This is a genomic window from Streptomyces sp. NPDC030809 (genome assembly GCF_055572195.1).
Window position 1 is genome coordinate 107,668 of sequence record NZ_JBVIDV010000014.1, and the last position, 19,701, is coordinate 127,368.

The 19,701-nt window shown below is 71.5% G+C and carries 18 protein-coding genes; 9 read left to right on the forward strand and 9 right to left on the reverse strand.

Annotated elements, in window-relative coordinates; translation table 11 throughout:
• From ACZ407_RS19830 to ACZ407_RS19855, 6 genes are all read right to left on the reverse strand, one after another.
• Complete coding sequence (locus ACZ407_RS19830; protein WP_468129886.1) at nt 1-1,257, reverse strand: cysteine desulfurase; 1,257 nt, start codon at nt 1,255-1,257, stop codon at nt 1-3.
• On the reverse strand, nt 1,254-2,018 hold the full coding sequence (sufC, locus tag ACZ407_RS19835; RefSeq protein ID WP_468129888.1) for a Fe-S cluster assembly ATPase SufC: 765 nt from the start codon (nt 2,016-2,018) through the stop codon (nt 1,254-1,256). The genes ACZ407_RS19830 and sufC overlap by 4 nt, the downstream gene beginning before the upstream one ends.
• A gap of 7 nt (nt 2,019-2,025) precedes the next feature.
• Nucleotides 2,026-2,343 carry a non-heme iron oxygenase ferredoxin subunit gene (locus ACZ407_RS19840; protein ID WP_468129889.1) on the reverse strand — a complete coding sequence of 106 codons (318 nt, stop codon included), beginning with the start codon at nt 2,341-2,343 and terminating at the stop codon, nt 2,026-2,028.
• Entirely contained in the window at nt 2,343-3,521 is a 1,179-nt protein-coding gene (sufD, locus tag ACZ407_RS19845) for a Fe-S cluster assembly protein SufD (RefSeq protein WP_468129891.1), read from the reverse strand. The genes ACZ407_RS19840 and sufD overlap by 1 nt, the downstream gene beginning before the upstream one ends.
• A gap of 69 nt (nt 3,522-3,590) precedes the next feature.
• On the reverse strand, nt 3,591-5,006 hold the full coding sequence (gene sufB, locus ACZ407_RS19850; RefSeq protein ID WP_468129893.1) for a Fe-S cluster assembly protein SufB: 1,416 nt from the start codon (nt 5,004-5,006) through the stop codon (nt 3,591-3,593).
• Nucleotides 5,003-5,740, reverse strand: coding sequence for a helix-turn-helix transcriptional regulator (locus ACZ407_RS19855; protein ID WP_468130058.1), 738 nt, complete (start codon nt 5,738-5,740; stop codon nt 5,003-5,005). Before ACZ407_RS19855 ends, sufB begins: the two co-directional genes overlap by 4 nt.
• Nucleotides 5,741-6,100: 360 nt before the next feature.
• Here ACZ407_RS19855 and ACZ407_RS19860 point away from each other — a divergent pair, with 360 nt between their 5' ends.
• The 4 genes from ACZ407_RS19860 to ACZ407_RS19875 all read left to right on the forward strand — a co-directional run bounded on the left by ACZ407_RS19860 (nt 6,101) and on the right by ACZ407_RS19875 (nt 10,074).
• On the forward strand, nt 6,101-7,027 hold the full coding sequence (locus ACZ407_RS19860) for an ABC transporter ATP-binding protein (RefSeq protein ID WP_468129895.1): 927 nt from the start codon (nt 6,101-6,103) through the stop codon (nt 7,025-7,027).
• Entirely contained in the window at nt 7,024-7,791 is a 768-nt protein-coding gene (locus ACZ407_RS19865; RefSeq protein WP_468129897.1) for an ABC transporter permease, read from the forward strand. Before ACZ407_RS19860 ends, ACZ407_RS19865 begins: the two co-directional genes overlap by 4 nt.
• Nucleotides 7,792-7,877: 86 nt before the next feature.
• Complete coding sequence (locus tag ACZ407_RS19870; protein ID WP_468129899.1) at nt 7,878-9,080, forward strand: hypothetical protein; 1,203 nt, start codon at nt 7,878-7,880, stop codon at nt 9,078-9,080.
• A gap of 34 nt (nt 9,081-9,114) precedes the next feature.
• Nucleotides 9,115-10,074 (forward strand): COX15/CtaA family protein, encoded by a 960-nt coding sequence (locus ACZ407_RS19875; protein ID WP_468129901.1) that lies wholly within the window; start codon nt 9,115-9,117, stop codon nt 10,072-10,074.
• A 49-nt stretch (nt 10,075-10,123) separates the two neighbouring features.
• Here the strand turns inward: ACZ407_RS19875 and ACZ407_RS19880 are convergent, their stop codons facing one another.
• The 3 genes from ACZ407_RS19880 to ACZ407_RS19890 form a co-directional block, all read right to left on the reverse strand.
• Nucleotides 10,124-11,233 (reverse strand): amidohydrolase family protein, encoded by a 1,110-nt coding sequence (locus tag ACZ407_RS19880; protein WP_468129903.1) that lies wholly within the window; start codon nt 11,231-11,233, stop codon nt 10,124-10,126.
• 151 nt (nt 11,234-11,384) lie between these two features.
• Nucleotides 11,385-11,705: a hypothetical protein gene (locus tag ACZ407_RS19885; RefSeq protein WP_468129905.1), complete on the reverse strand. Its 321-nt coding sequence runs from the start codon at nt 11,703-11,705 to the stop codon at nt 11,385-11,387.
• A 23-nt stretch (nt 11,706-11,728) separates the two neighbouring features.
• Complete coding sequence (locus tag ACZ407_RS19890) at nt 11,729-12,670, reverse strand: heme o synthase (protein ID WP_468129907.1); 942 nt, start codon at nt 12,668-12,670, stop codon at nt 11,729-11,731.
• Between the two features lie 274 nt (nt 12,671-12,944).
• Between ACZ407_RS19890 and tkt the strand changes: the two genes are divergently transcribed.
• Genes tkt through pgl form a run of 5 tightly spaced genes read left to right on the forward strand, consistent with a single transcriptional unit; the run spans nt 12,945 to nt 19,660 of the window.
• Nucleotides 12,945-15,032, forward strand: coding sequence for a transketolase (gene tkt, locus ACZ407_RS19895; protein ID WP_468129909.1), 2,088 nt, complete (start codon nt 12,945-12,947; stop codon nt 15,030-15,032).
• Between the two features lie 35 nt (nt 15,033-15,067).
• Nucleotides 15,068-16,186, forward strand: coding sequence for a transaldolase (tal, locus tag ACZ407_RS19900; RefSeq protein ID WP_468129911.1), 1,119 nt, complete (start codon nt 15,068-15,070; stop codon nt 16,184-16,186).
• A gap of 5 nt (nt 16,187-16,191) precedes the next feature.
• The gene (zwf, locus tag ACZ407_RS19905; protein WP_468129913.1) at nt 16,192-17,718 is read left to right on the forward strand and encodes a glucose-6-phosphate dehydrogenase; all 1,527 of its coding nucleotides are present in this window, start codon (nt 16,192-16,194) and stop codon (nt 17,716-17,718) included.
• Nucleotides 17,715-18,875 (forward strand): glucose-6-phosphate dehydrogenase assembly protein OpcA, encoded by a 1,161-nt coding sequence (gene opcA, locus ACZ407_RS19910; RefSeq protein ID WP_468129915.1) that lies wholly within the window; start codon nt 17,715-17,717, stop codon nt 18,873-18,875. Before zwf ends, opcA begins: the two co-directional genes overlap by 4 nt.
• 2 nt (nt 18,876-18,877) lie before the next feature.
• Nucleotides 18,878-19,660, forward strand: coding sequence for a 6-phosphogluconolactonase (gene pgl / locus ACZ407_RS19915; protein WP_468130060.1), 783 nt, complete (start codon nt 18,878-18,880; stop codon nt 19,658-19,660).
• The last annotated feature ends 41 nt before the right edge of the window (nt 19,661-19,701 follow it).

Here is a 19,701-nt window from a genome sequence, read left to right on the forward strand (position 1 = left end):
TTATCCGAAGAAGTTCCGTACGTGCTCCAGCCCGTCGATCAGCGCATCGACCTCGGCGGGAGAGGAGTACAGGTAGAACGACGCCCGGGTGGTCGCAGGAATTCCGTACCGCAGGCAGACCGGGCGCGCGCAGTGGTGTCCCACGCGGACCGCGATGCCCTGCTCGTCGAGGACCTGGCCCACGTCGTGCGGGTGGATGTCGCCCAGCGTGAAGGAGATCGCGGCGCCGCGGTCCTCGGCCGTGGTGGGGCCGATGATCCGCAGGTCGGGGACCTCCTGCAGGCGCTTGACGGCGTACTCGGTGATCGCGTGCTCGTGGGCGGCGATCTTGTCCATGCCGATCGAGGTCAGGTAGTCCACCGCCGCGCCGAGGCCGACGGCCTGCGCGATCGGGGGCGTGCCCGCCTCGAACTTGTGCGGCGCCGGGGCGTACGTGGAGGAGTGCATCGAGACGGTCTCGATCATCTCGCCGCCGCCGAGGAACGGGGGCAGGTCCTCCAGCAGCTCCTGGCGGCCCCACAGGACGCCGATGCCGGTCGGGCCGCACATCTTGTGGCCGGTGAAGGCCACGAAGTCGGCGCCGAGGGCCTGCACGTCCAGCGGCATGTGCGGAGCGGCCTGCGAGGCGTCGATCAGCACCAGCGCGCCGACCTCCTGCGCGCGCCGGACGATCGTCTCGACCGGGTTGACCGTGCCCAGGATGTTGGAGACCAGCGTGAAGGAGACGATCTTCGTCTTCTCCGTGATGACCTCTTCGATGTTGGACAGGTCGAGCCGGCCGTCGTCGGTCAGGCCGAACCACTTCAGCTTCGCGCCGGTGCGCTGCGAGAGCAGCTGCCACGGAACGATGTTGGAGTGGTGCTCCATCTCGGTGATGGCGATCTCGGTGTCGCGGTCCACCCGGTAGGGCTCGTCGGCCCAGCCGAGCATGTTCGCGACCAGGTTGAGCGACTCGGAGGCGTTCTTGGTGAAGATCACCTCGTCGCGGCTCGGTGCGTTGACGAAGGCGGCCACCTTGTCGCGGGCGCCCTCGTACAGTGCCGTGGCCTCCTCGGCGAGCACGTGCACGCCGCGGTGGACGTTGGCGTTGTGCCGCTCGTAGTACGCGCTCAGCGCGTCGAGCACCTGGCGCGGCTTCTGGGAGGTCGCCGCGTTGTCCAGGTAAACGATCTTCTTCCCGTCGTGGACCACACGATCCAGCAGGGGGAAGTCCTTGCGGATCGCCTCGAGGTCGAGGAGGCCAGGCAGCTGTGTCACGCGGTCGCGCCACCCTTCACGTACTTGTCGTAGCCCTCGGCCTCGAGCTGGTCGGCGAGCTCGGCGCCGCCGGACTCGGCGATGCGGCCGTTCGCGAACACGTGCACGAAGTCGGGCTTGATGTAGCGCAGGATGCGCGTGTAGTGCGTGATCAGCAGGGTGCCGACCTCGCCGGTCTCGCGGACGCGGTTGACGCCCTCGGAGACGATGCGCAGCGCGTCGACGTCCAGGCCGGAGTCGGTCTCGTCGAGGATCGCGATCTTCGGCTTGAGGAGCTCCAGCTGGAGGATCTCGTGGCGCTTCTTCTCACCGCCGGAGAAGCCCTCGTTGACGTTGCGCTCGGCGAACGCCGGGTCCATCTGGAGACGCTCCATGGCCTCCTTGACCTCCTTGACCCACAGCCGCAGCTTGGGGGCCTCGCCGCGGACGGCGGTGGCGGAGGTGCGCAGGAAGTTGGAGACCGAGACACCGGGGACCTCGACCGGGTACTGCATGGCGAGGAAGACGCCGGCGCGGGCGCGCTCGTCGACGGACATCTCCAGGACGTCCTCGCCGTCGAGGGTCACGGAGCCACCGGTGATGGTGTACTTCGGGTGACCGGCGAGCGAGTACGCCAGGGTGGACTTGCCCGAGCCGTTGGGGCCCATGATGGCGTGGGTCTCGCCCTGCTTGACGGTCAGGTCGACGCCCTTGAGGATCTCGCGGGAGCCGTTGTCCGCCTCGACGGAGACGCGCAGGTCGTGGATTTCAAGCGTAGCCATGGGTGCCTCAGGACTCCTGGGTGAGGGAGACGAGCACGTCGTCCCCTTCGATCTTTACGGGGTATACGGGGACGGGGCGCGTCGCGGGGAGGCCGGACGGCTTGCCGGTGCGCAGGTCGAACGCGGAGCCGTGCAGCCAGCATTCGATCTGGCAGTCCTCGACCTCGCCCTCCGAGAGCGAGACGTTCGCGTGCGAGCAGATGTCGTGGATCGCGAACACCTCCCCCTCGGTGGACACGAGGGACACGGGGGTGCCGTCGAGCTCCACGCGCTTGGGCGTGTTCTCGGTCAGTTCGCTCAGTGCGCAGGCCTTCAGGTACGCCATCAGACGGACGCTTCCAGCTCGGCCTCGATCTTGGCGATCAGGCGGTCCTCGATGTCCGGGACGCCGATCTGCTGGACGAGCTCGGCGAAGAAGCCGCGCACGACCAGACGGCGGGCCTCGTCGGCCGGGATGCCGCGGGCCTGCAGGTAGAACAGCTGCTCGTCGTCGAAGCGGCCGGTGGCGGAGGCGTGGCCGGCGCCGACGATCTCGCCGGTCTCGATCTCCAGGTTCGGGACCGAGTCCACCCGCGCGCCGTCCGTGAGGACGAGGTTGCGGTTCATCTCGTACGTGTCGGTGCCCTCGGCGGTCTTCTCGATGAGGACGTCGCCGATCCACACGGCGTGGGCGCCGTCGCCCTGCAGCGCGCCCTTGTAGACCACGTTGGACGTGCAGTGCGGGGCGTCGTGGGTGACCAGGAGGCGGTGCTCCTGGTGCTGGGAGGCGTCCGTGAAGTACAGGCCGAGCATCTGCGCCTCGCCGCCGGGGCCGGCGTAGCGGACGCGCGGGTGCAGGCGGACCACGTCGCCGCCGAAGGTGACCACGACGGACTTGAAGGAGGCGTCGCGGCCGAGCAGCGCGTTGTGCTGGGAGGTGTGGACGGCGGTGTCGTCCCAGTCCTGCACGGACACGAAGGTGACCTTGGCGCCGTCGCCGACGAGGATGTCCACGTTGGCGGCGCGCACGCCGTCGCCGGTGTGGTCGATCACGATGATCGCCTCGGCGAAGGGCTTGATGTCGAAGACGGTGTGCCCGAAGGTCGTGCCGCCCTCGCCGTGCAGGGCGACGCGGATCGGCTCGGTGAGCACCGTCTCCTTGGCCACGGTGACGACCGTGGCCTTGGCGAAGGAGGAGAACGCCTGGGCGGCGATCCGGTCCACGGGGGTGCCGGCCTTGCCGATGCGCTCGTCGCCGCGGTCCACGGACTCGACCGTGACGCCCTCGGGCGCGTCGATCTGGGCCTTCATGGTGCCGTTGGCGACGGCGGTGCCGTCGTGCAGGCCGCGGAGCCGCGCGAGCGGGGTGAAGCGCCACTCCTCCTCGCGGCCGTGCGGCACGGGGAAGTCGGCCACGTCGAAGGACGGGGGCGCGCTCATCCGGGTGGCGACGGTGGACTCGGCGGCCACCGCGATCGCGCCGGCGGTGGTCGAGCCCGCCGGAATGTTCTGAGCCTCAGCCATGGCTGTCGTTCTGCTCTCTTCCTTCGTCAAAGAATTCGCTGTGCTGCGGGAGGGGGGCTGCTGCCGGCGTCAGCCGACGGAGCCCTCCATCTGCAGCTCGATCAGCCGGTTGAGCTCCAGGGCGTACTCCATGGGCAGCTCCTTCGCGATCGGCTCGACGAAGCCGCGCACGATCATGGCCATGGCCTCGAACTCGGTCAGGCCGCGGGCCATCAGGTAGAAGAGCTGGTCGTCGGAGACCTTGGAGACGGTCGCCTCGTGGCCCATCGTCACGTCGTCCTCGCGGACGTCGACGTAGGGGTAGGTGTCCGAGCGGGAGATGGTGTCCACGAGCAGGGCGTCGCAGAGGACGTTGCTCTTCGATCCCGCGGCGCCCTCGCCGATCTCGACCAGGCCGCGGTACGAGGTGCGGCCGCCGCCGCGGGCCACCGACTTGGAGACGATGTTCGAGGAGGTGTTCGGCGCCATGTGGACCATCTTGGAGCCGGCGTCCTGGTGCTGGCCCTCGCCCGCGAAGGCGATGGAGAGGGTCTCGCCCTTGGCGTGCTCGCCCATCAGGTAGACGGCCGGGTACTTCATGGTGACCTTGGAGCCGATGTTGCCGTCGATCCACTCCATGGTCGCGCCCTCGTAGGCCACGGCGCGCTTGGTGACCAGGTTGTAGACGTTGTTCGACCAGTTCTGGATCGTCGTGTAGCGGCAGCGGCCGCCCTTCTTCACGATGATCTCGACCACGGCGCTGTGCAGGGAGTCCGAGGAGTAGATCGGGGCGGTGCAGCCCTCGACGTAGTGGACGTACGCGTCCTCGTCGACGATGATCAGCGTCCGCTCGAACTGGCCCATGTTCTCCGTGTTGATGCGGAAGTAGGCCTGGAGCGGGATGTCGACGTGGACACCCTTCGGGACGTAGATGAACGATCCGCCCGACCACACCGCGGTGTTCAGGGAGGCGAACTTGTTGTCGCCGACCGGGATGACCGTGCCGAAGTACTCCTGGAAGAGCTCCGGGTGCTCCTTCAGCGCGGTGTCCGTGTCGAGGAAGATGACGCCCTGCTGCTCCAGGTCCTCGCGGATCTGGTGGTAGACGACCTCGGACTCGTACTGGGCCGCGACACCGGCGACGAGGCGCTGCTTCTCCGCCTCCGGGATGCCGAGCTTGTCGTACGTGTTCTTGATGTCCTCCGGCAGGTCCTCCCAGGACTCGGCCTGCTTCTCGGTGGAGCGCACGAAGTACTTGATGTTGTCGAAGTCGATGCCGGAGAGGTCGGAGCCCCAGGTCGGCATGGGCTTCTTGTCGAAGAGGCGCAGACCCTTCAGACGCAGGTTCAGCATCCACTCGGGCTCGTTCTTCTTGGCCGAGATGTCGCGGACGACGTCCTCGTTGAGACCGCGCTTGGCCGCGGCACCGGCCGCGTCGGAGTCGGCCCAGCCGTACTCGTACTTACCCAGGCCCTCGAGCTCAGGGTGAGCAATCTCCGTGGTCATGCGGGGTTCCTCCCGGCCGTGCTTGCAGATGCTGATGTGTGGGTCTGTGCGGCGCTTCGCGGAATGAACGTGGTGCACACTCCGTCGCCGTGGGCGATCGTGGCGAGACGCTGTACGTGGGTCCCGAGCAGGCGGGAGAAGACCTCGGTCTCCGCCTCGCAGAGCTGCGGGAACTGCTCGGCGACGTGGGCCACCGGGCAGTGGTGCTGGCAAAGCTGTTCACCGCTGTGCGGACCGGGAGCGCTTTTCGCCGTAGCAGCGTACCCGTCGGCGGTCAATGCCTTGGCCAGGGCCTCCGTCCGGCAATCCGGATCGGCTGCTTCCACTGCCTGCCGGTAGGTCTCGGCCTGGGTGTCCAGCCGGGCCCGCGCGAAGGCCGCGACGGCCGCCTCGCCCTGTTCCCCGCCTCCGGCCGCCTGGGCGATCCACCGCAGGGCGTCCACGGCCAGCGAGTCGTACGACTGGTCGAAGGCGTCGCGGCCGCAGTCCGTGAGCGCGAACACCTTGGCGGGCCGGCCGCGGGTGCGCGCTCCGTAGACGCGCTGCTCGCGGGCTGCCACCACGTCGTCGGCCACGAGAGTGTCGAGGTGGCGGCGGACGGCGGCCTGGGTGAGGCCGAGGCGCTGGGCGAGGTCGGCGACGGTGGAGGGACCGTGGTCCAGGATCGACCGCGCGACCCGGTTGCGGGTGGACCGCTCCCCGGTCGCGAGTTCCCCCGGAGGGGCCTCGATCATCCGTTCGCCGTTTTTCACAACGCCATTGTTGCGTAATTACGCGAGCCCCGACAAGCCGTGACCGACGCCACTCCAGGTGTCCTCTATCACTAAGGGTTACCTTATTTCTATACGGAGAGTGATTCGGAAACAGGCATTCCGGTTTCGCTTTCCACCGCTCCTTGGCCCCTCCACCCGGCCGCGACCAGCGCCCCTTGTGCCCTCGCCCGCCCCGGAACCGCGGCCGGCGGATTCCGCAGGGGATCACCCAGGGGAACCGGCTCCTCGAGGATTCCGAGGGCGAAAGTCATGCCCGCCGGGCCTTCCGCCCCGCTCACCCCGGGACCGCCGGCCCCCCGCACGCTCCGTAGACTCCCCCGCATGAGCTACGACCCCGCCGTGGAGATCCGCGGACTGGTGAAGCGGTACGGCACCAAGACCGCGGTGGACGGGCTGGACCTCACGGTCCCGGCCGCGGCGGTGACCGCGGTGCTCGGCCCCAACGGCGCGGGCAAGACCACCACCGTGGAGTGCGCCGAGGGCTACCGCCGCCCCGACGCCGGCACCGTCCGCGTCCTCGGCCTCGACCCCGTCGCCCAGGCCGAGGCCCTGCGGCCGCGGATCGGCGTGATGCTCCAGTCCGGCGGCGTGTACTCCGGCGCCCGGGCGGTGGAGATGCTCACCCACATGTCCCGGCTGTACGCCGACCCGCTCCCGGTTGCCCCGCTCGTGGAGCGGCTCGGCCTCGGAAGCTGCGGGCGCACCCCCTACCGCCGGCTCTCCGGCGGCCAGCAGCAGCGCCTGGCCCTCGCGATGGCCGTGGTGGGCCGCCCCGAGCTCGTCTTCCTCGACGAGCCCACCGCCGGCCTGGACCCGCAGGCCCGCCGGGCCACCTGGGACCTGGTGCGCGAGCTGCGCGCCGACGGGGTGGGCGTGGTCCTCACCACCCACCACATGGACGAGGCCGAGCAGCTCGCCGACGAGGTCGCGATCGTGGACGCCGGCCGGGTGATCGCCCACGGCACCCCGGAGGCCCTGTGCCGCGGCGGGGCCGAGAACACCCTGCGCTTCACCGGCCGCCCGGCCCTGGACCTCGACTCCCTGCTCAAGGCCCTGCCGGACGGATCGGAGGCCGCCGAGACCGGCCCCGGCAGCTACCGGGTCACCGGCAGCGTGGACCCCCAGCTGCTGGCCACCGTCACCTCCTGGTGCGCCCAGCACGGGGTGATGCCGGAAGGCCTCTCGGTCGAGCGGCACACCCTGGAAGACGTCTTTCTCGATCTGACCGGCAAGGAGCTGCGCGGATGAGCGCCGGCACGTTCACCCCGAGCCCGGGGGCGGCACCCGTCTCCCGCATGATCGCCGCGCAGACCGCGCTGGAGACGCGGATGCTGCTGCGCAACGGCGAGCAGCTGCTCCTGACCGTGGTCATCCCGGCCCTGCTGCTCGTCCTCTTCTCCACCGTGGACATCGTGGACACGGGCGCCGGGCCCTCGGTGGACTTCCTCGCGCCCGGGGTGCTGGCGCTGGCCGTCATGTCCACCGCCTTCACCGGGCAGGCCATCGCCACCGGCTTCGACCGGCGCTACGGAGTGCTCAAGCGCCTCGGGGCCTCCCCGCTGCCGCGCTGGGCGCTGATGGTCTCCAAGACCCTGTCCGTGCTGCTCACCGAGGTGCTCCAGATCGCCCTGCTGACGGCGATCGCCTTCGGGCTGGGCTGGTCCCCGCACGGCAGCCCGCTCTCCGCGGCGGCCTTGGTGCTCCTGGGCACCGCCGCCTTCTCGGGACTGGGCCTGCTGATGGCGGGCACCCTCAAGGCGGAGGTCACCCTCGCCGCGGCCAACCTGGTGTTCCTGCTGCTGCTGGTCGGCGGCGGAGTGATCGTGCCGCTGGAGAAGTTCCCGGAGGCCCTCCGGTCCGTGCTGGGCCTGCTGCCCGTCTCGGCGCTGTCGGGCGGGCTGCGCGAGGTGCTGCGGGACGGCTCCGGGATGCCCTGGGGCGACCTGGCCGTGCTCGCGGGATGGTCGGTCCTGGGCCTGGGCGCGGCGGCGAGGCTCTTCCGCTGGGAGTGACCTTCCCGCGACCATGTACTCGTCCGTAACCTGGGGCGCCGCACCGGCCCGGGGCGGCCACCGGACCAGCGGGACGAGGGGGAGCCATGGCGCAGCGGGAGACCGCGCTGCGGCTGGACGAGCAGTGGGCGCGGATCAGGTCGGGTGAGGCGTACGCCGAGCCGGCCGAGCAGGCGCAGCTGCTGGACGAGCTGATCACGGCGCTGCGCCGGGCGGCCGGGCAGGGCGCCGGGCCGGATCCGGAGTGCGCCGCGCGCCTGGGGCTGCGGCTGGGCGACCTGGCCGCGCGCCGCTTCGCCGCCGGGGACCGGGCCGGGGCGCTGGCCGCCATGGAGGAGGCCTTGGCCCATGCCCGGCAGGCCGCGCCGCACGCCCCCGAGTACGCCCGCTGGTACGCCCGCGGGCTGATCAACCACGGGGTGTGGCTGGCCTGGCCGCTGAGCGACGAGCGGCGGCTGCCGCGCCACCCGCTGGGTCCCAGCGGGGAGGAGGGGCCGGACCCCATGGAGCGGGCGGCCGGCGAGCGCGCCCGGGACCAGACCCGCGCCGCGGTCGCCGTGTGGCTCGGGCTGGACGGCTCCGATCCCGTCAACCGGCGCGGGCTGGCCCAGGCGAAGGTGTTCCTGGCCGACCGGCTCGCCGAACTGGGTCTCGCCCACGACGCGGTGGCCTGGGCGGTGGCCGCCGAGAACGACTTCCGCGCGCTGCTCGCCGCGCGGCCCGGGGGTCCGGGGGGTGGCGGGGAGCCGGCGGACTCCGAGGAGGCGCAGGACGCCCTCGACGCGGCCGAGGAGGCCGAGGAGGCCCTCGCCCATCTGGACCGGCAGCTGGAGCTGCGGCTGCGCTACCTGTCCTTCGACAGCCTCGCCCGGCTGCGCGCGGACGGGCTGCTGCCCCCGCGGCTGCTGCCGCAGGCGGCGGTGGCGGCGCGCATCCAGGGGGCCGCGGCGGAGGAGATCGCGGCCCGGCTGCATCTCGATGCGGACACGGTTGCCGGCTTCCTGCGCACCCGCCCGTGGCGGGCGGTGTGGCGGGTGGAGGTCCGCGGACCCGGCGGGCTGTGGGCCGTACAGGGGCATCCCTGGCACAGCGCCGCGGAGGTGACGGACCGGACCGCGCAGGACGTGGGGGCCGAGCTGGTACGGGAGTTCACCGCTTCGCCGGCGCATCCGGGGCCGGCCGCGCACTGGCGCATCCACGTCTGGTGGCACGAGGAGGGGGATCCGGCGGGTTCCCGCTTCCGGCTGATGTACGCCCCCGGGACCGGGGCCGAGCCCACCCCCTCGTGAAAGTTTGCACAAGTGGCGGCCTACGATAGGGCCCGTGTTGAACCCCTTCGCATACCTCGCGCACCGCTGGACGCCCACACCCCGGACGCTCCGCCGTGCCGCCATGGCCGCCGTCGTCATGAGCGTGGTCATCGTCGTCACGGGTGGCGCGGTGCGGCTGACCGGATCCGGTCTGGGCTGTGACACCTGGCCCAAGTGCACGGACGACAGCCTGTTCGCGACCCCCGCCCAGGGCTTCCACGGGGCCATCGAGTTCGGCAACCGGATGCTGACGTACGTGCTGTGCGCGGCGGTCGGCTGGACGATCCTCGCGGCGCGCGCGTCGAAGCCGTGGCGGCGTCAGCTGACCCGGCTGGGCTGGGCGCAGTTCTTCATCGTGATGGGCAACGCCGTGCTCGGCGGCATCACCGTGTGGACGGGGCTCAACCCGTACAGCGTGGCGGGCCACTTCCTGCTGGCCACTTCGCTGATCACGGTCACCACGCTCACCTGGCAGCGCACCCTCGAAGGGGACGCCGAGCCGCGCCCGCGGGTGCCGCGCCCGGTGCGCAAGCTGTCCTGGGCGCTGCTGGCGGCCACGTTCGTGCTCATCGCCGCCGGCACGGTGGTGACGGGTTCGGGTCCGCACGCGGGCGACAGCAGCGAGGTCCCGCGGATGCCGTTCGACTGGGAGGGCGTCGCGCACGTGCACGCAATCGCCGCCTGGCTGGTGTGTGCGCTGGCGGTGGCGATGTGGCTGGTGCTGCGGGTGGTGGACGCCCCGGACGACACCCGGGCCCGGGCCCGCGACCTGCTGGTCGTGCTGGTGGCCCAGGGCGGCATCGGCTACGTGCAGTTCTTCACGAAGCTGCCGGAGGCGCTGGTCTCGGCGCACATGCTCGGCTCCTGCCTGGTGTGGATCGCCGTGCTCCGCGTGGCGCTGAGCCTGCGGGAGCGCCCGGTGGCCACCGCCGGCATCCCGGCCCAGGGGGACCCCGAGCTCAGCCGGGTCTGACCGCCCGTCGCGTGCTGCGAGCCCGCTCCCGGCCCCGCCGGGGGCGGGCTCAGCCGTGCAGCCCGTAGACGCGCCGGGCGTTGCCCGCGGCGATCATCGCGGCCACGCGTTCGGCGTCCCGGTGGGACCAGGCCCCGTCGGCCACCCAGCCGCCCAGCACCCGGGCCAGCGCCTCGCGGAACACCCGGGCCCCCACCACGTGCAGTTCGGGCAGCGCCCGGCCGCCGCTGGAGAACAGCAGCTTGCCGAACGGGGCGAGCTCCAGGAGTTCTGCGAGCACCTCGGCGGCCCGGGCCCCGGTGTGTGCGAGGGCGGGCCCGAGGTCGGCGTAGACGTGCGGGAAGGCCCCGGCGAGGTGGGCGGCCTGCCGGTGGTACGGATAGCCGTGCAGCAGCACCAGGTCGGTGCCGGTGCCCGCGGTGGCGCGCGCGAAGTCGGTGAGCAGGGTGGGGTCCGTACGGTCGAGCCGCCGGTGCGGGTCCCCGGCCCCGGCGTGCAGCTGGAGGGGGCGGCCCGCGGCCACGGCGCTCCACAGCAGGTGCCTGAGCAGGACCGGGTCGCGGACCGGGCCGCCCTTGGGGCGGTGGGCCAGCCAGCGGCCGGCCGCCGCGCGGACCTCGGCGGGGCCGGGCGGGGCGGGGGCGAAGGCGAGGGCCCCGTCGGCGGCGGTGACCGAGGTGAAGGCGACGGCCGTGCGTGCGGCGGTGTGCACGGCCCCGTCGAGGTTGTCGAGGAAGGAGCCGGCGGTGCCGGAGGTGTCCGCGACCTGTTCCGCGAGCTGTTCGAGGCGGACGATCTCGTGGGCCTCGGCGCCGGCGGCCGCGGCCAGCTCCCGGGGGGCGGTCAGGTCTCCGGGCAGGCCGGTGTCCACGAGGTAGGTGGAGATCCCGGAGCCGCGCAGCAGCCGGCGGCCCGATTCCAGCACGCCGAGCTCCCGGCGCCGGGCCAGGTAGCGCGCGGGGGTGCAGTGCGGCTCCAGGCCGAGCAGGGGCGGGCACCAGCGCCGGACGGCGAAGCCGGTCTGGGTGTCGAAGAAGGTGGTGCCCGGGGCGGCCGGGCCGGCGGCCCGGGCCAGGTGGGCCTCGAAGGTGGCGAGGCCCAGCTCCGTGCGGAGCACCCCGTGGCAGTACTGGTCCACCAGGGACGGCGTGTCGATCATCCGGGTTCCCGCTGTGGACGTGGGGGTCCCCCCGGACGGGGTCCGGGGAGGACGTGCTTCCACACGTCCTAACGGGTGAGCCGGGTGGCAGGTGTTGCTCGTGCTGTTGCCCGAGCCGTGCCCCCCGCCGCCCCTGCGGGCCGGGCGGTCCCTACTTGTCGCCGCCGAGCTGGATGCCGGCCATCCGCTTCCACTCGTACGGGCCGGTCTTCACCTTGGCGGCGAAGTCCCCGTCGAACTCCTCGTGGAGGGTGAGCCCGGCCTTCTCGGCGGCCTGCTGCGCCACCGCGTAGGTGGGGGCGACCAGGTCGCCCCAGCCGCCGTCCTCGCCGACGAGGACGATCCGGGTGCCCATCTGTCCGATGTACGCGAGCTGCCCCTCGGCGCCGCCGTGCTGCTTGGCGAACGCACCGATCTGCTTGGCCAGCTTGGCCGCGGTGCGCTCCTGCTTGGTGTCGACCGTAGAACTCATAGCGGCATGCTACCGGCGAGTAATCAACGGAGGAAGGGATCCACGGCCACCGCCACGAAGAGCAGCGACACGTAGGTGATCGACCAGTGGAAGAGGCGCATCTCCTTGAGCTTCGCACCGGTGACCCCGGCCTTGGCCCGCGCCTGCAGGGCGTGCGCCTCCCACAGCCACCAGCCGCCCGACACCAGCGCGACCGCGGTGTAGAACCAGCCGGTGTAGCCCAGGGGGGTGAGCAGCAGCGACACGGCCACCATCACCCAGCTGTAGAGGACGATCTGCCGGGCCACGGCCTTGTTGCCCGCCACGACGGGGAGCATCGGCACGCCCACCCGCGCGTAGTCCTCCTTCACCTTCATGGACAGCGGCCAGTAGTGCGGCGGGGTCCAGAAGAAGATGACGAGGAAGAGGATGACGGCGGCCCAGGAGACCTCGTTCTTGACCGAGGACCAGCCGATGAGCACCGGCATGCAGCCGGCGATGCCGCCCCAGACGATGTTCTGGGCGGTGCGCCGCTTCAGCAGCATCGTGTAGACGACGACGTAGAAGAGGAGCGCTCCGAGGGCGAGTCCGGCGGACAGCCAGTTGACGAGCAGTCCGAACCACAGCGTCGAGACCACGCCGAGCGTGATGCCGAACACCAGCGCCTCGCGCGGGCTCACCATGCCGGTGACCAGCGGCCGCTGGGAGGTGCGGTCCATCAGCGCGTCGATGTCGCGGTCGATGTACATGTTGAGCGCGTTGGCGCCGCCCGCGGACAGGTAGCCGCCGAAGCAGGTGGCCAGCACCAGCCACAGCGAGGGCACTCCCTGCTCGGCCAGGAACATCACCGGCACTGTGGTGATCAGCAGAAGTTCGATGATCCGCGGCTTGGTCAAAGCCACGAAAGCCATGATCCTGGCCCCGAACGGACGGTGACCGGGGCTCGTCCCGAGCACCCCCGCTGGACGGGATTCGACGGCCGTCACGCACACCCCTGACAGAGACTCCCAGCAAGCTTTCGGGCGTGAATGCCCCGTAAAGACTTGCGCGTACCACGCCACTGTAGACGTTGCCCTGACACCGCCCTGCGCGGGGGTCGGGTCGTGTTGGGCCGAGCGCCGTAACCGCGTCACCGATATCCGGACGCCGCGCGGCCCGGCACTCGAATAGCTGCACGCCGCGGCGAGGGTAGGCTCGGAAACGCGCCGGTGTACCGCTCGTCACCGGCCTCAGACATCTGGAGAGGAGCCCTGACCCACGGTGAGCAGCAAGCCGACCACCACAGAGCTCGAGTGGACCGAACTGGACCAGCGGGCCGTCGACACCGCGCGCATCCTGGCCGCGGACGCGGTCCAGAAGGTCGGAAACGGCCACCCCGGTACGGCCATGAGCCTGGCCCCCGCCGCGTACACCCTCTTCCAGAAGGTGATGCGGCACGACCCGGCCGACCCCGAGTGGGTCGGCCGTGACCGTTTCGTGCTCTCCGCGGGCCACTCGTCCCTCACGCTCTACACCCAGCTCTACCTGGCTGGCTTCGGGCTGGAGCTGGACGACCTGAAGGCGTTCCGCACCTGGGGCTCGAAGACTCCCGGCCACCCGGAGTACGGCCACACCGCCGGCGTCGAGACCACCACCGGCCCGCTGGGCCAGGGCGTGGCCAACGCGGTGGGCATGGCGATGGCGGCCCGCTACGAGCGCGGCCTGTTCGACCCCGAGGCGGCCCCGGGCACCTCCCCGTTCGACCACATGGTCTACGCGATCGCCGGTGACGGCTGCCTCCAGGAGGGCATCTCGGCCGAGGCCTCCTCCCTGGCCGGCCACCAGAAGCTCGGCAACCTCGTGCTCCTGTGGGACGACAACCACATCTCCATCGAGGGCGACACCGAGACCGCCGTCTCCGAGGACACCCTCGCGCGCTACGAGGCGTACGGCTGGCACGTCCAGCGCGTCGCCCAGCAGCCCAACGGCGACCTGGACCCGAAGGCCCTGTACGAGGCCCTGGCCGCGGCCAAGGCCGAGACCGAGCGCCCGTCCTTCATCGCGATGCGCTCGATCATCGCGTGGCCCGCCCCGCACGCGCAGGGCACCGAGGCCTCCCACGGCTCCGCCCTCGGCGACGACGAGGTCGCGGCCACCAAGCGCGTCCTCGGCTTCGACCCGGAGCAGACCTTCGAGGTCTCCGACGAGGTCATCGCCCACACCCGCAAGGCCCTGGACCGCGGCCGCGAGGCGAAGGCCGAGTGGGAGAAGGACTTCTCCGCCTGGCGCACCGCCAACCCCGAGCGCGCCGCCGCGTTCGACCGCATCCAGGCCAACGAGCTGCCCGAGGGCTGGGAGGACAAGCTCCCCGTCTTCGAGACCGGCACCGGCGTGGCCACCCGCGCCGCCTCCGGCAAGGTGCTCGCCGCCCTCGGCGCGGTCATCCCGGAGCTGTGGGGCGGCTCGGCCGACCTGGCCGGCTCCAACAACACCACCATCGACAAGAACAGCTCGTTCCTGCCGGTGGGCAACCCGCTGCCGGAGGCCGACCCGTACGGCCGCACCATCCACTACGGCATCCGCGAGCACGCCATGGCCGCGGCCATGAACGGCATCGCCCTGCACGGCCACACCCGCATCTACGGCGGCACCTTCCTGGTGTTCTCCGACTACATGCGCAACGCCGTGCGCCTGTCCGCCCTGATGCACCTGCCGGTGACCTACGTGTGGACGCACGACTCCATCGGCCTCGGCGAGGACGGCCCGACCCACCAGCCGGTCGAGCACCTGGCCTCGCTGCGCGCCATCCCGGGCCTGAACCTGGTCCGCCCGGCCGACGCGAACGAGACCGCGATCGCCTGGCGCGAGATCCTGCGCCGCCACACGAAGGTGTTCGGCAAGGGCGCCCCGCACGGCCTGGCCCTCACCCGCCAGGGCGTGCCGACGTACGAGCGCAACGAGGACGCGGCCAAGGGCGGCTACGTGCTGTTCGAGGCCGAGGGCGGCCCGGCGCAGGTCGTGCTCATCGGCACCGGCTCCGAGGTCCAGCTCGCGGTGGCCGCGCGCGAGGCGCTGCAGGCCGAGGGCGTCCCGGCCCGCGTGGTCTCGATGCCGTCCGTCGAGTGGTTCGAGGAGCAGGACCAGGCGTACAAGGACAGCGTGCTGCCGCCTTCGGTCAAGGCCCGGGTGGCGGTGGAGGCGGGCATCGGCCTGACCTGGCACCGTTACGTGGGCGACGCGGGCCGGATCGTCTCGCTGGAGCACTTCGGTGCCTCGGCCGACGCGAAGGTGCTGTTCCGGGAGTTCGGCTTCACCGCCGAGGCCGTGACCGCCGCCGCCAAGGAATCGCTGGCCGCCGCCGCAGGCTGACTCCGGTACCAGAACAAGTAGGAGATGCAATTCTCATGACAGACGCACTCAAGCGCCTCTCCGACGAGGGCGTGGCGATCTGGCTGGACGACCTGTCCCGCAAGCGGATCACCTCGGGCAACCTCGCCGAGCTGATCGACCAGCAGCACGTGGTGGGCGTGACCACCAACCCGGCGATCTTCCAGAAGGCGATCAGCGGCGGCGAGGGCTACGGCCAGCAGCTCGCCGACCTGGCGGCCCGCAAGGTCACCGTGGACGAGGCCATCCGGATGATCACGACGGCGGACGTCCGCGACGCCGCCGACATCCTGCGTCCGGTGTTCGACGCGACGGACGGCCAGGACGGCCGGGTCTCCATCGAGGTGGACCCCCGTCTGGCCCACGACACCGCCGCGACCATCGCCGAGGCCAAGCAGCTGGCCTGGCTGGTGGACCGCCCCAACACGCTCATCAAGATCCCGGCGACCAAGGCCGGCCTGCCGGCGATCACCGAGGTCATCGGCAAGGGCATCAGCGTCAACGTGACGCTGATCTTCTCGCTGGAGCGCTACCGCGAGGTCATGGACGCCTACCTGGCGGGCCTGGAGAAGGCGAAGGCCGCCGGCCTGGACCTCTCGAAGATCCACTCGGTCGCCTCCTTCTTCGTGTCCCGCGTGGACTCCGAGATCGACAAGCGGCTCGACGCCATCGGCACCGACGAGGCCAAGGCCCTCAAGGGCAAGGCGGCCCTCGCCAACGCCCGTCTGGCCTACGAGGCCTACGAGGAGGTCTTCGGCAGCGAGCGCTGGGCCGCCCTGGACCGCGCCCAGGCCAACAAGCAGCGTCCGCTGTGGGCCTCGACCGGCGTCAAGGACCCGGCGTACAAGGACACCCTGTACGTGGTGGACCTGGTCGCCCCCGGCACCGTCAACACCATGCCCGAGGGCACCCTGGAGGCCACCGCCGACCACGGCGAGGTCACCGGTGACACCGTGCGCGGCACCTACGAGCAGTCCCGCGCCGAGCTGGACGCGGTCGCGAAGCTGGGCATCTCGTACGACGATGTCGTTCAGCTGCTCGAGGACGAGGGCGTCGAGAAGTTCGAGGCGTCCTGGAACGACCTGCTGAAGTCGACCGAGGCGGAGCTGTCGCGGCTCGCCCCCACGGAGGCCTGAACACCTTGTCTGTAAACGGAGCGAACCCGCTTCGTGACGCACAGGACCGGCGGCTCCCGCGGATCGCGGGGCCGTCCGGCCTGGTCATTTTCGGCGTTACGGGCGACCTCTCGCGCAAGAAGCTGATGCCCGCCGTGTACGACCTCGCGAACCGGGGTCTGCTTCCGCCGGGCTTCTCCCTCATCGGCTTCGCCCGCCGCGAATGGGAGCACGAGGACTTCGCCCAGGAGGTGTACGAGGCGGTCAAGCAGCACTCCCGTACGCCGTTCCGGGAGGAGGTCTGGCAGCAGCTGGTCCAGGGCTGCCGGTTCGTCCAGGGCGACTTCGACGACGACACCGCGTTCGAGACGCTCAAGGCCACGATCGAGGAGCTCGACAAGCAGCAGGGAACGGGCGGCAACTTCGCCTTCTACCTGTCCGTGCCGCCGAAGTTCTTCCCCCAGGTCGTCCAGCAGCTCAAGAAGCACGGGCTGGCCGAGAAGGAGGGCTCCTGGCGCCGCGCCGTCATCGAGAAGCCCTTCGGGCACGACCTGGAGAGCGCCCAGGAGCTCAACAAGATCGTCCACGAGGTGTTCCCCCGGGACGAGGTCTTCCGCATCGACCACTACCTGGGCAAGGAGACCGTCCAGAACATCCTGGCGCTCCGCTTCGCCAACACGATGTTCGAGCCGATCTGGAACCGGTCCTACGTGGACCACGTGCAGATCACGATGGCCGAGGACATCGGCATCGGCGGCCGGGCCGGCTACTACGACGGCATCGGCGCGGCCCGCGACGTCATCCAGAACCACCTGCTCCAGCTGCTCGCCCTGACCGCGATGGAGGAGCCCGGCTCCTTCCACCCGAAGGCGCTCGTGGCGGAGAAGCTCAAGGTCCTCACGGCCGTCGAGCTCCCCGAGGACTTGGGCAAGCACACGGTGCGCGGCCAGTACTCGGCCGCGTGGCAGGGCGGCGAGAAGGTCGTCGGCTACCTCGAAGAGGACGGCATCGACCCGGACTCGAAGACCGACACCTACGCCGCCATCCGCCTGGAGATCAACAACCGCCGCTGGGCGGGCGTCCCGTTCTACCTGCGCACCGGCAAGCGGCTGGGCCGCCGCGTCACCGAGATCGCGGTCGTCTTCAAGCGGGCCCCGTACCTGCCCTTCGAATCCGGCGCCACCGAGGAGCTCGGGCAGAACGCCCTGGTCATCCGCGTGCAGCCGGACGAGGGCGTCACGGTCCGCTTCGGTTCCAAGGTCCCGGGCACCTCCATGGAGGTGCGCGACGTGACGATGGACTTCGCGTACGGCGAGTCCTTCACGGAGTCCAGCCCGGAGGCCTACGAGCGGCTCATCCTCGACGTGCTCCTCGGCGACGCGAACCTCTTCCCGCGCCACCAGGAGGTCGAGCTCAGCTGGAACATCCTCGACCCGATCGAGCGGTACTGGGACGAGCACGGCAAGCCCGCGCAGTACCCGGCGGGCACCTGGGGACCGGTCGAGGCGGACGAGATGCTCGCACGAGACGGACGGAGCTGGCGCCGGCCATGAAGATCGACCTCACGGAGACCACCTCCAGCAAGATCAACAGTGCCCTGGTGCAGGCCCGCCGGGACATCGGCACTCCGGCGATCGGCATGGTGCTCACGCTGGTGATCGTCACCGACGAGGAGAACGCGTACGACGCGCTCAAGTCGGCGAACGACGCCTCCCACGAGCACCCCTCGCGGATCATCGTCGTGATCAAGCGGGTGAGCCGCACCCCGCGCAGCCGGCGGGACGCGCGCCTCGACGCGGAGGTGCGGGTCGGCGCCGACGCCGGCACTGGCGAAACGGTTGTCCTGCGGCTGCACGGCGAGCTGGTCAACCACGCCCAGTCCGTCGTCCTGCCGCTCCTGCTGCCGGACGCGCCCGTGGTGGTCTGGTGGCCGGAGGGCTCGCCCTCGGACCTCGCGGGCGACCCGCTGGGCGCGCTGGCGCAGCGGCGCATCACGGACACCTACGCGGCCGAGGACCCCATCGGGGCGCTCTCCGCGCGGGCGGCCGCGTACGCGCCCGGGGACACGGACCTGTCCTGGACCCGGATCACCCCGTGGCGTTCGATGCTCGCCGCGGCGCTGGACCAGCAGGCCGTGCAGGTCACCTCGGCGCTCGTCGAGGGCGAGGACGAGAACCCGAGCTGCGAGCTGCTGGCCATGTGGCTGGCGGACCGCCTGCAGGTGCCCGTGCGCCGGACCCGGTCCCAGGGGCCGGGCCTGACCGCGGTGCGCCTGGAGTCGGCGGACGGGGCGATCGTGCTGGACCGTGCGGACGGTTCGCTGGCCAACCTGAGCATGCCGGGGCAGCCGGACCGTGCGGTGGCGCTCAAGCGCCGGGACACGGCGGAGCTGCTCGCGGAGGAGCTGCGCCGGCTGGACCCGGACAACACGTACGAGGCCTCGGTGAAGTTCGGCGTGGAGCGGCTGGCCGCGCAGGCCAGGTCGACCGAGCCGGCTCCCGCTCCGGCTTCGGCTCCGGCTCCGGCTTCGGCTTCGGCTCCGGCTTCGGCTTCGGCTTCGGCTTCGGCCGGGGCCGCTGCCGGGACCGAGCCCGAGGCTCCGGCAGCGGCCGAGGCGGACTCCGGTACGGACGGGTCGGCTGCGGCTCCCGCCGCCGCCCCGGCCCGGAAGCCGGCCAAGCCCGCGTCCAAGAAGGCGGTCGCCAAGTGAGCATGACGACTCCCCAGGTCGTCGTCCACCGCGACAAGGACCTGATGGCGCAGGCCGCCGCGGCCCGGCTGATCACGAAGATCGTGGACGCCCAGGCCGCACGCGGCTCGGCCTCGGTCGTGCTCACCGGCGGGCGCAACGGCAACGGGCTGCTCGCGGCCCTCGCCGCGGCACCCGCCCGGGACGCCGTGGACTGGTCCCGGCTGGACCTGTGGTGGGGGGACGAGCGGTACCTCGCCGCGGACGACCCCGAGCGCAACCACACCCAGGCCCGCGCCGCCCTGCTGGACGCGGTGCCGGTCGATCCGGCCCGGGTGCACGTGATGCCCGCGCTGGACGGCCCGTACGGGGCGGACGTGGACGCGGCCGCGGCCGCCTACGCGGACGAGCTGGCGGCCGCCGCCGGGCCCGAGGACCACGGCCCGGTGCCGCGGTTCGACGTGCTGATGCTGGGCGTGGGCCCGGACACGCACGTGGCCTCGCTGTTCCCGGAGCACCCGGGGGTGCGGGAGACCGAGCTCACCGTCATCGGCGTGCACGGCGCACCGAAGCCGCCGCCCACGCGCATCTCGCTGACCCTCCCGGCGATCCGGGCGGCCCGCGAGGTGTGGCTGCTCGCGGCCGGCGAGGACAAGGCGGGCGCGGTCGCGATCGCGCTCGGCGGAGCCGGGGAGTACGCGGCGCCGGCGGCGGGGGCGTACGGGCAGAACCGGACGCTGTGGCTGCTGGACCGGGCGGCTGCCGCCAAGCTGCCGCCCCAGCTGTATCCGCCGGCTTCGGCGTAACGCCGTCTCCGTGCGCCGAAGGGCCCCGCTCTCCTCCGAGA

Bases quoted from the DNA above. Each gene is read 5' to 3' on its own strand.
- sufC (WP_468129888.1), bottom strand. From the start codon at position 2,018: ATGGCTACGCTTGAAATCCACGACCTGCGCGTCTCCGTCGAGGCGGAC.
- ACZ407_RS19840 (WP_468129889.1), bottom strand. From the start codon at position 2,343: ATGGCGTACCTGAAGGCCTGCGCACTGAGCGAACTGACCGAGAACACG.
- sufD (WP_468129891.1), bottom strand. From the start codon at position 3,521: ATGGCTGAGGCTCAGAACATTCCGGCGGGCTCGACCACCGCCGGCGCG.
- sufB (WP_468129893.1), bottom strand. From the start codon at position 5,006: ATGACCACGGAGATTGCTCACCCTGAGCTCGAGGGCCTGGGTAAGTAC.
- ACZ407_RS19855 (WP_468130058.1), bottom strand. From the start codon at position 5,740: ATGATCGAGGCCCCTCCGGGGGAACTCGCGACCGGGGAGCGGTCCACC.
- ACZ407_RS19860 (WP_468129895.1), top strand. From the start codon at position 6,101: ATGAGCTACGACCCCGCCGTGGAGATCCGCGGACTGGTGAAGCGGTAC.
- ACZ407_RS19865 (WP_468129897.1), top strand. From the start codon at position 7,024: ATGAGCGCCGGCACGTTCACCCCGAGCCCGGGGGCGGCACCCGTCTCC.
- ACZ407_RS19870 (WP_468129899.1), top strand. From the start codon at position 7,878: ATGGCGCAGCGGGAGACCGCGCTGCGGCTGGACGAGCAGTGGGCGCGG.
- ACZ407_RS19880 (WP_468129903.1), bottom strand. From the start codon at position 11,233: ATGATCGACACGCCGTCCCTGGTGGACCAGTACTGCCACGGGGTGCTC.
- ACZ407_RS19885 (WP_468129905.1), bottom strand. From the start codon at position 11,705: ATGAGTTCTACGGTCGACACCAAGCAGGAGCGCACCGCGGCCAAGCTG.
- tal (WP_468129911.1), top strand. From the start codon at position 15,068: ATGACAGACGCACTCAAGCGCCTCTCCGACGAGGGCGTGGCGATCTGG.
- opcA (WP_468129915.1), top strand. From the start codon at position 17,715: ATGAAGATCGACCTCACGGAGACCACCTCCAGCAAGATCAACAGTGCC.
- pgl (WP_468130060.1), top strand. From the start codon at position 18,878: ATGACGACTCCCCAGGTCGTCGTCCACCGCGACAAGGACCTGATGGCG.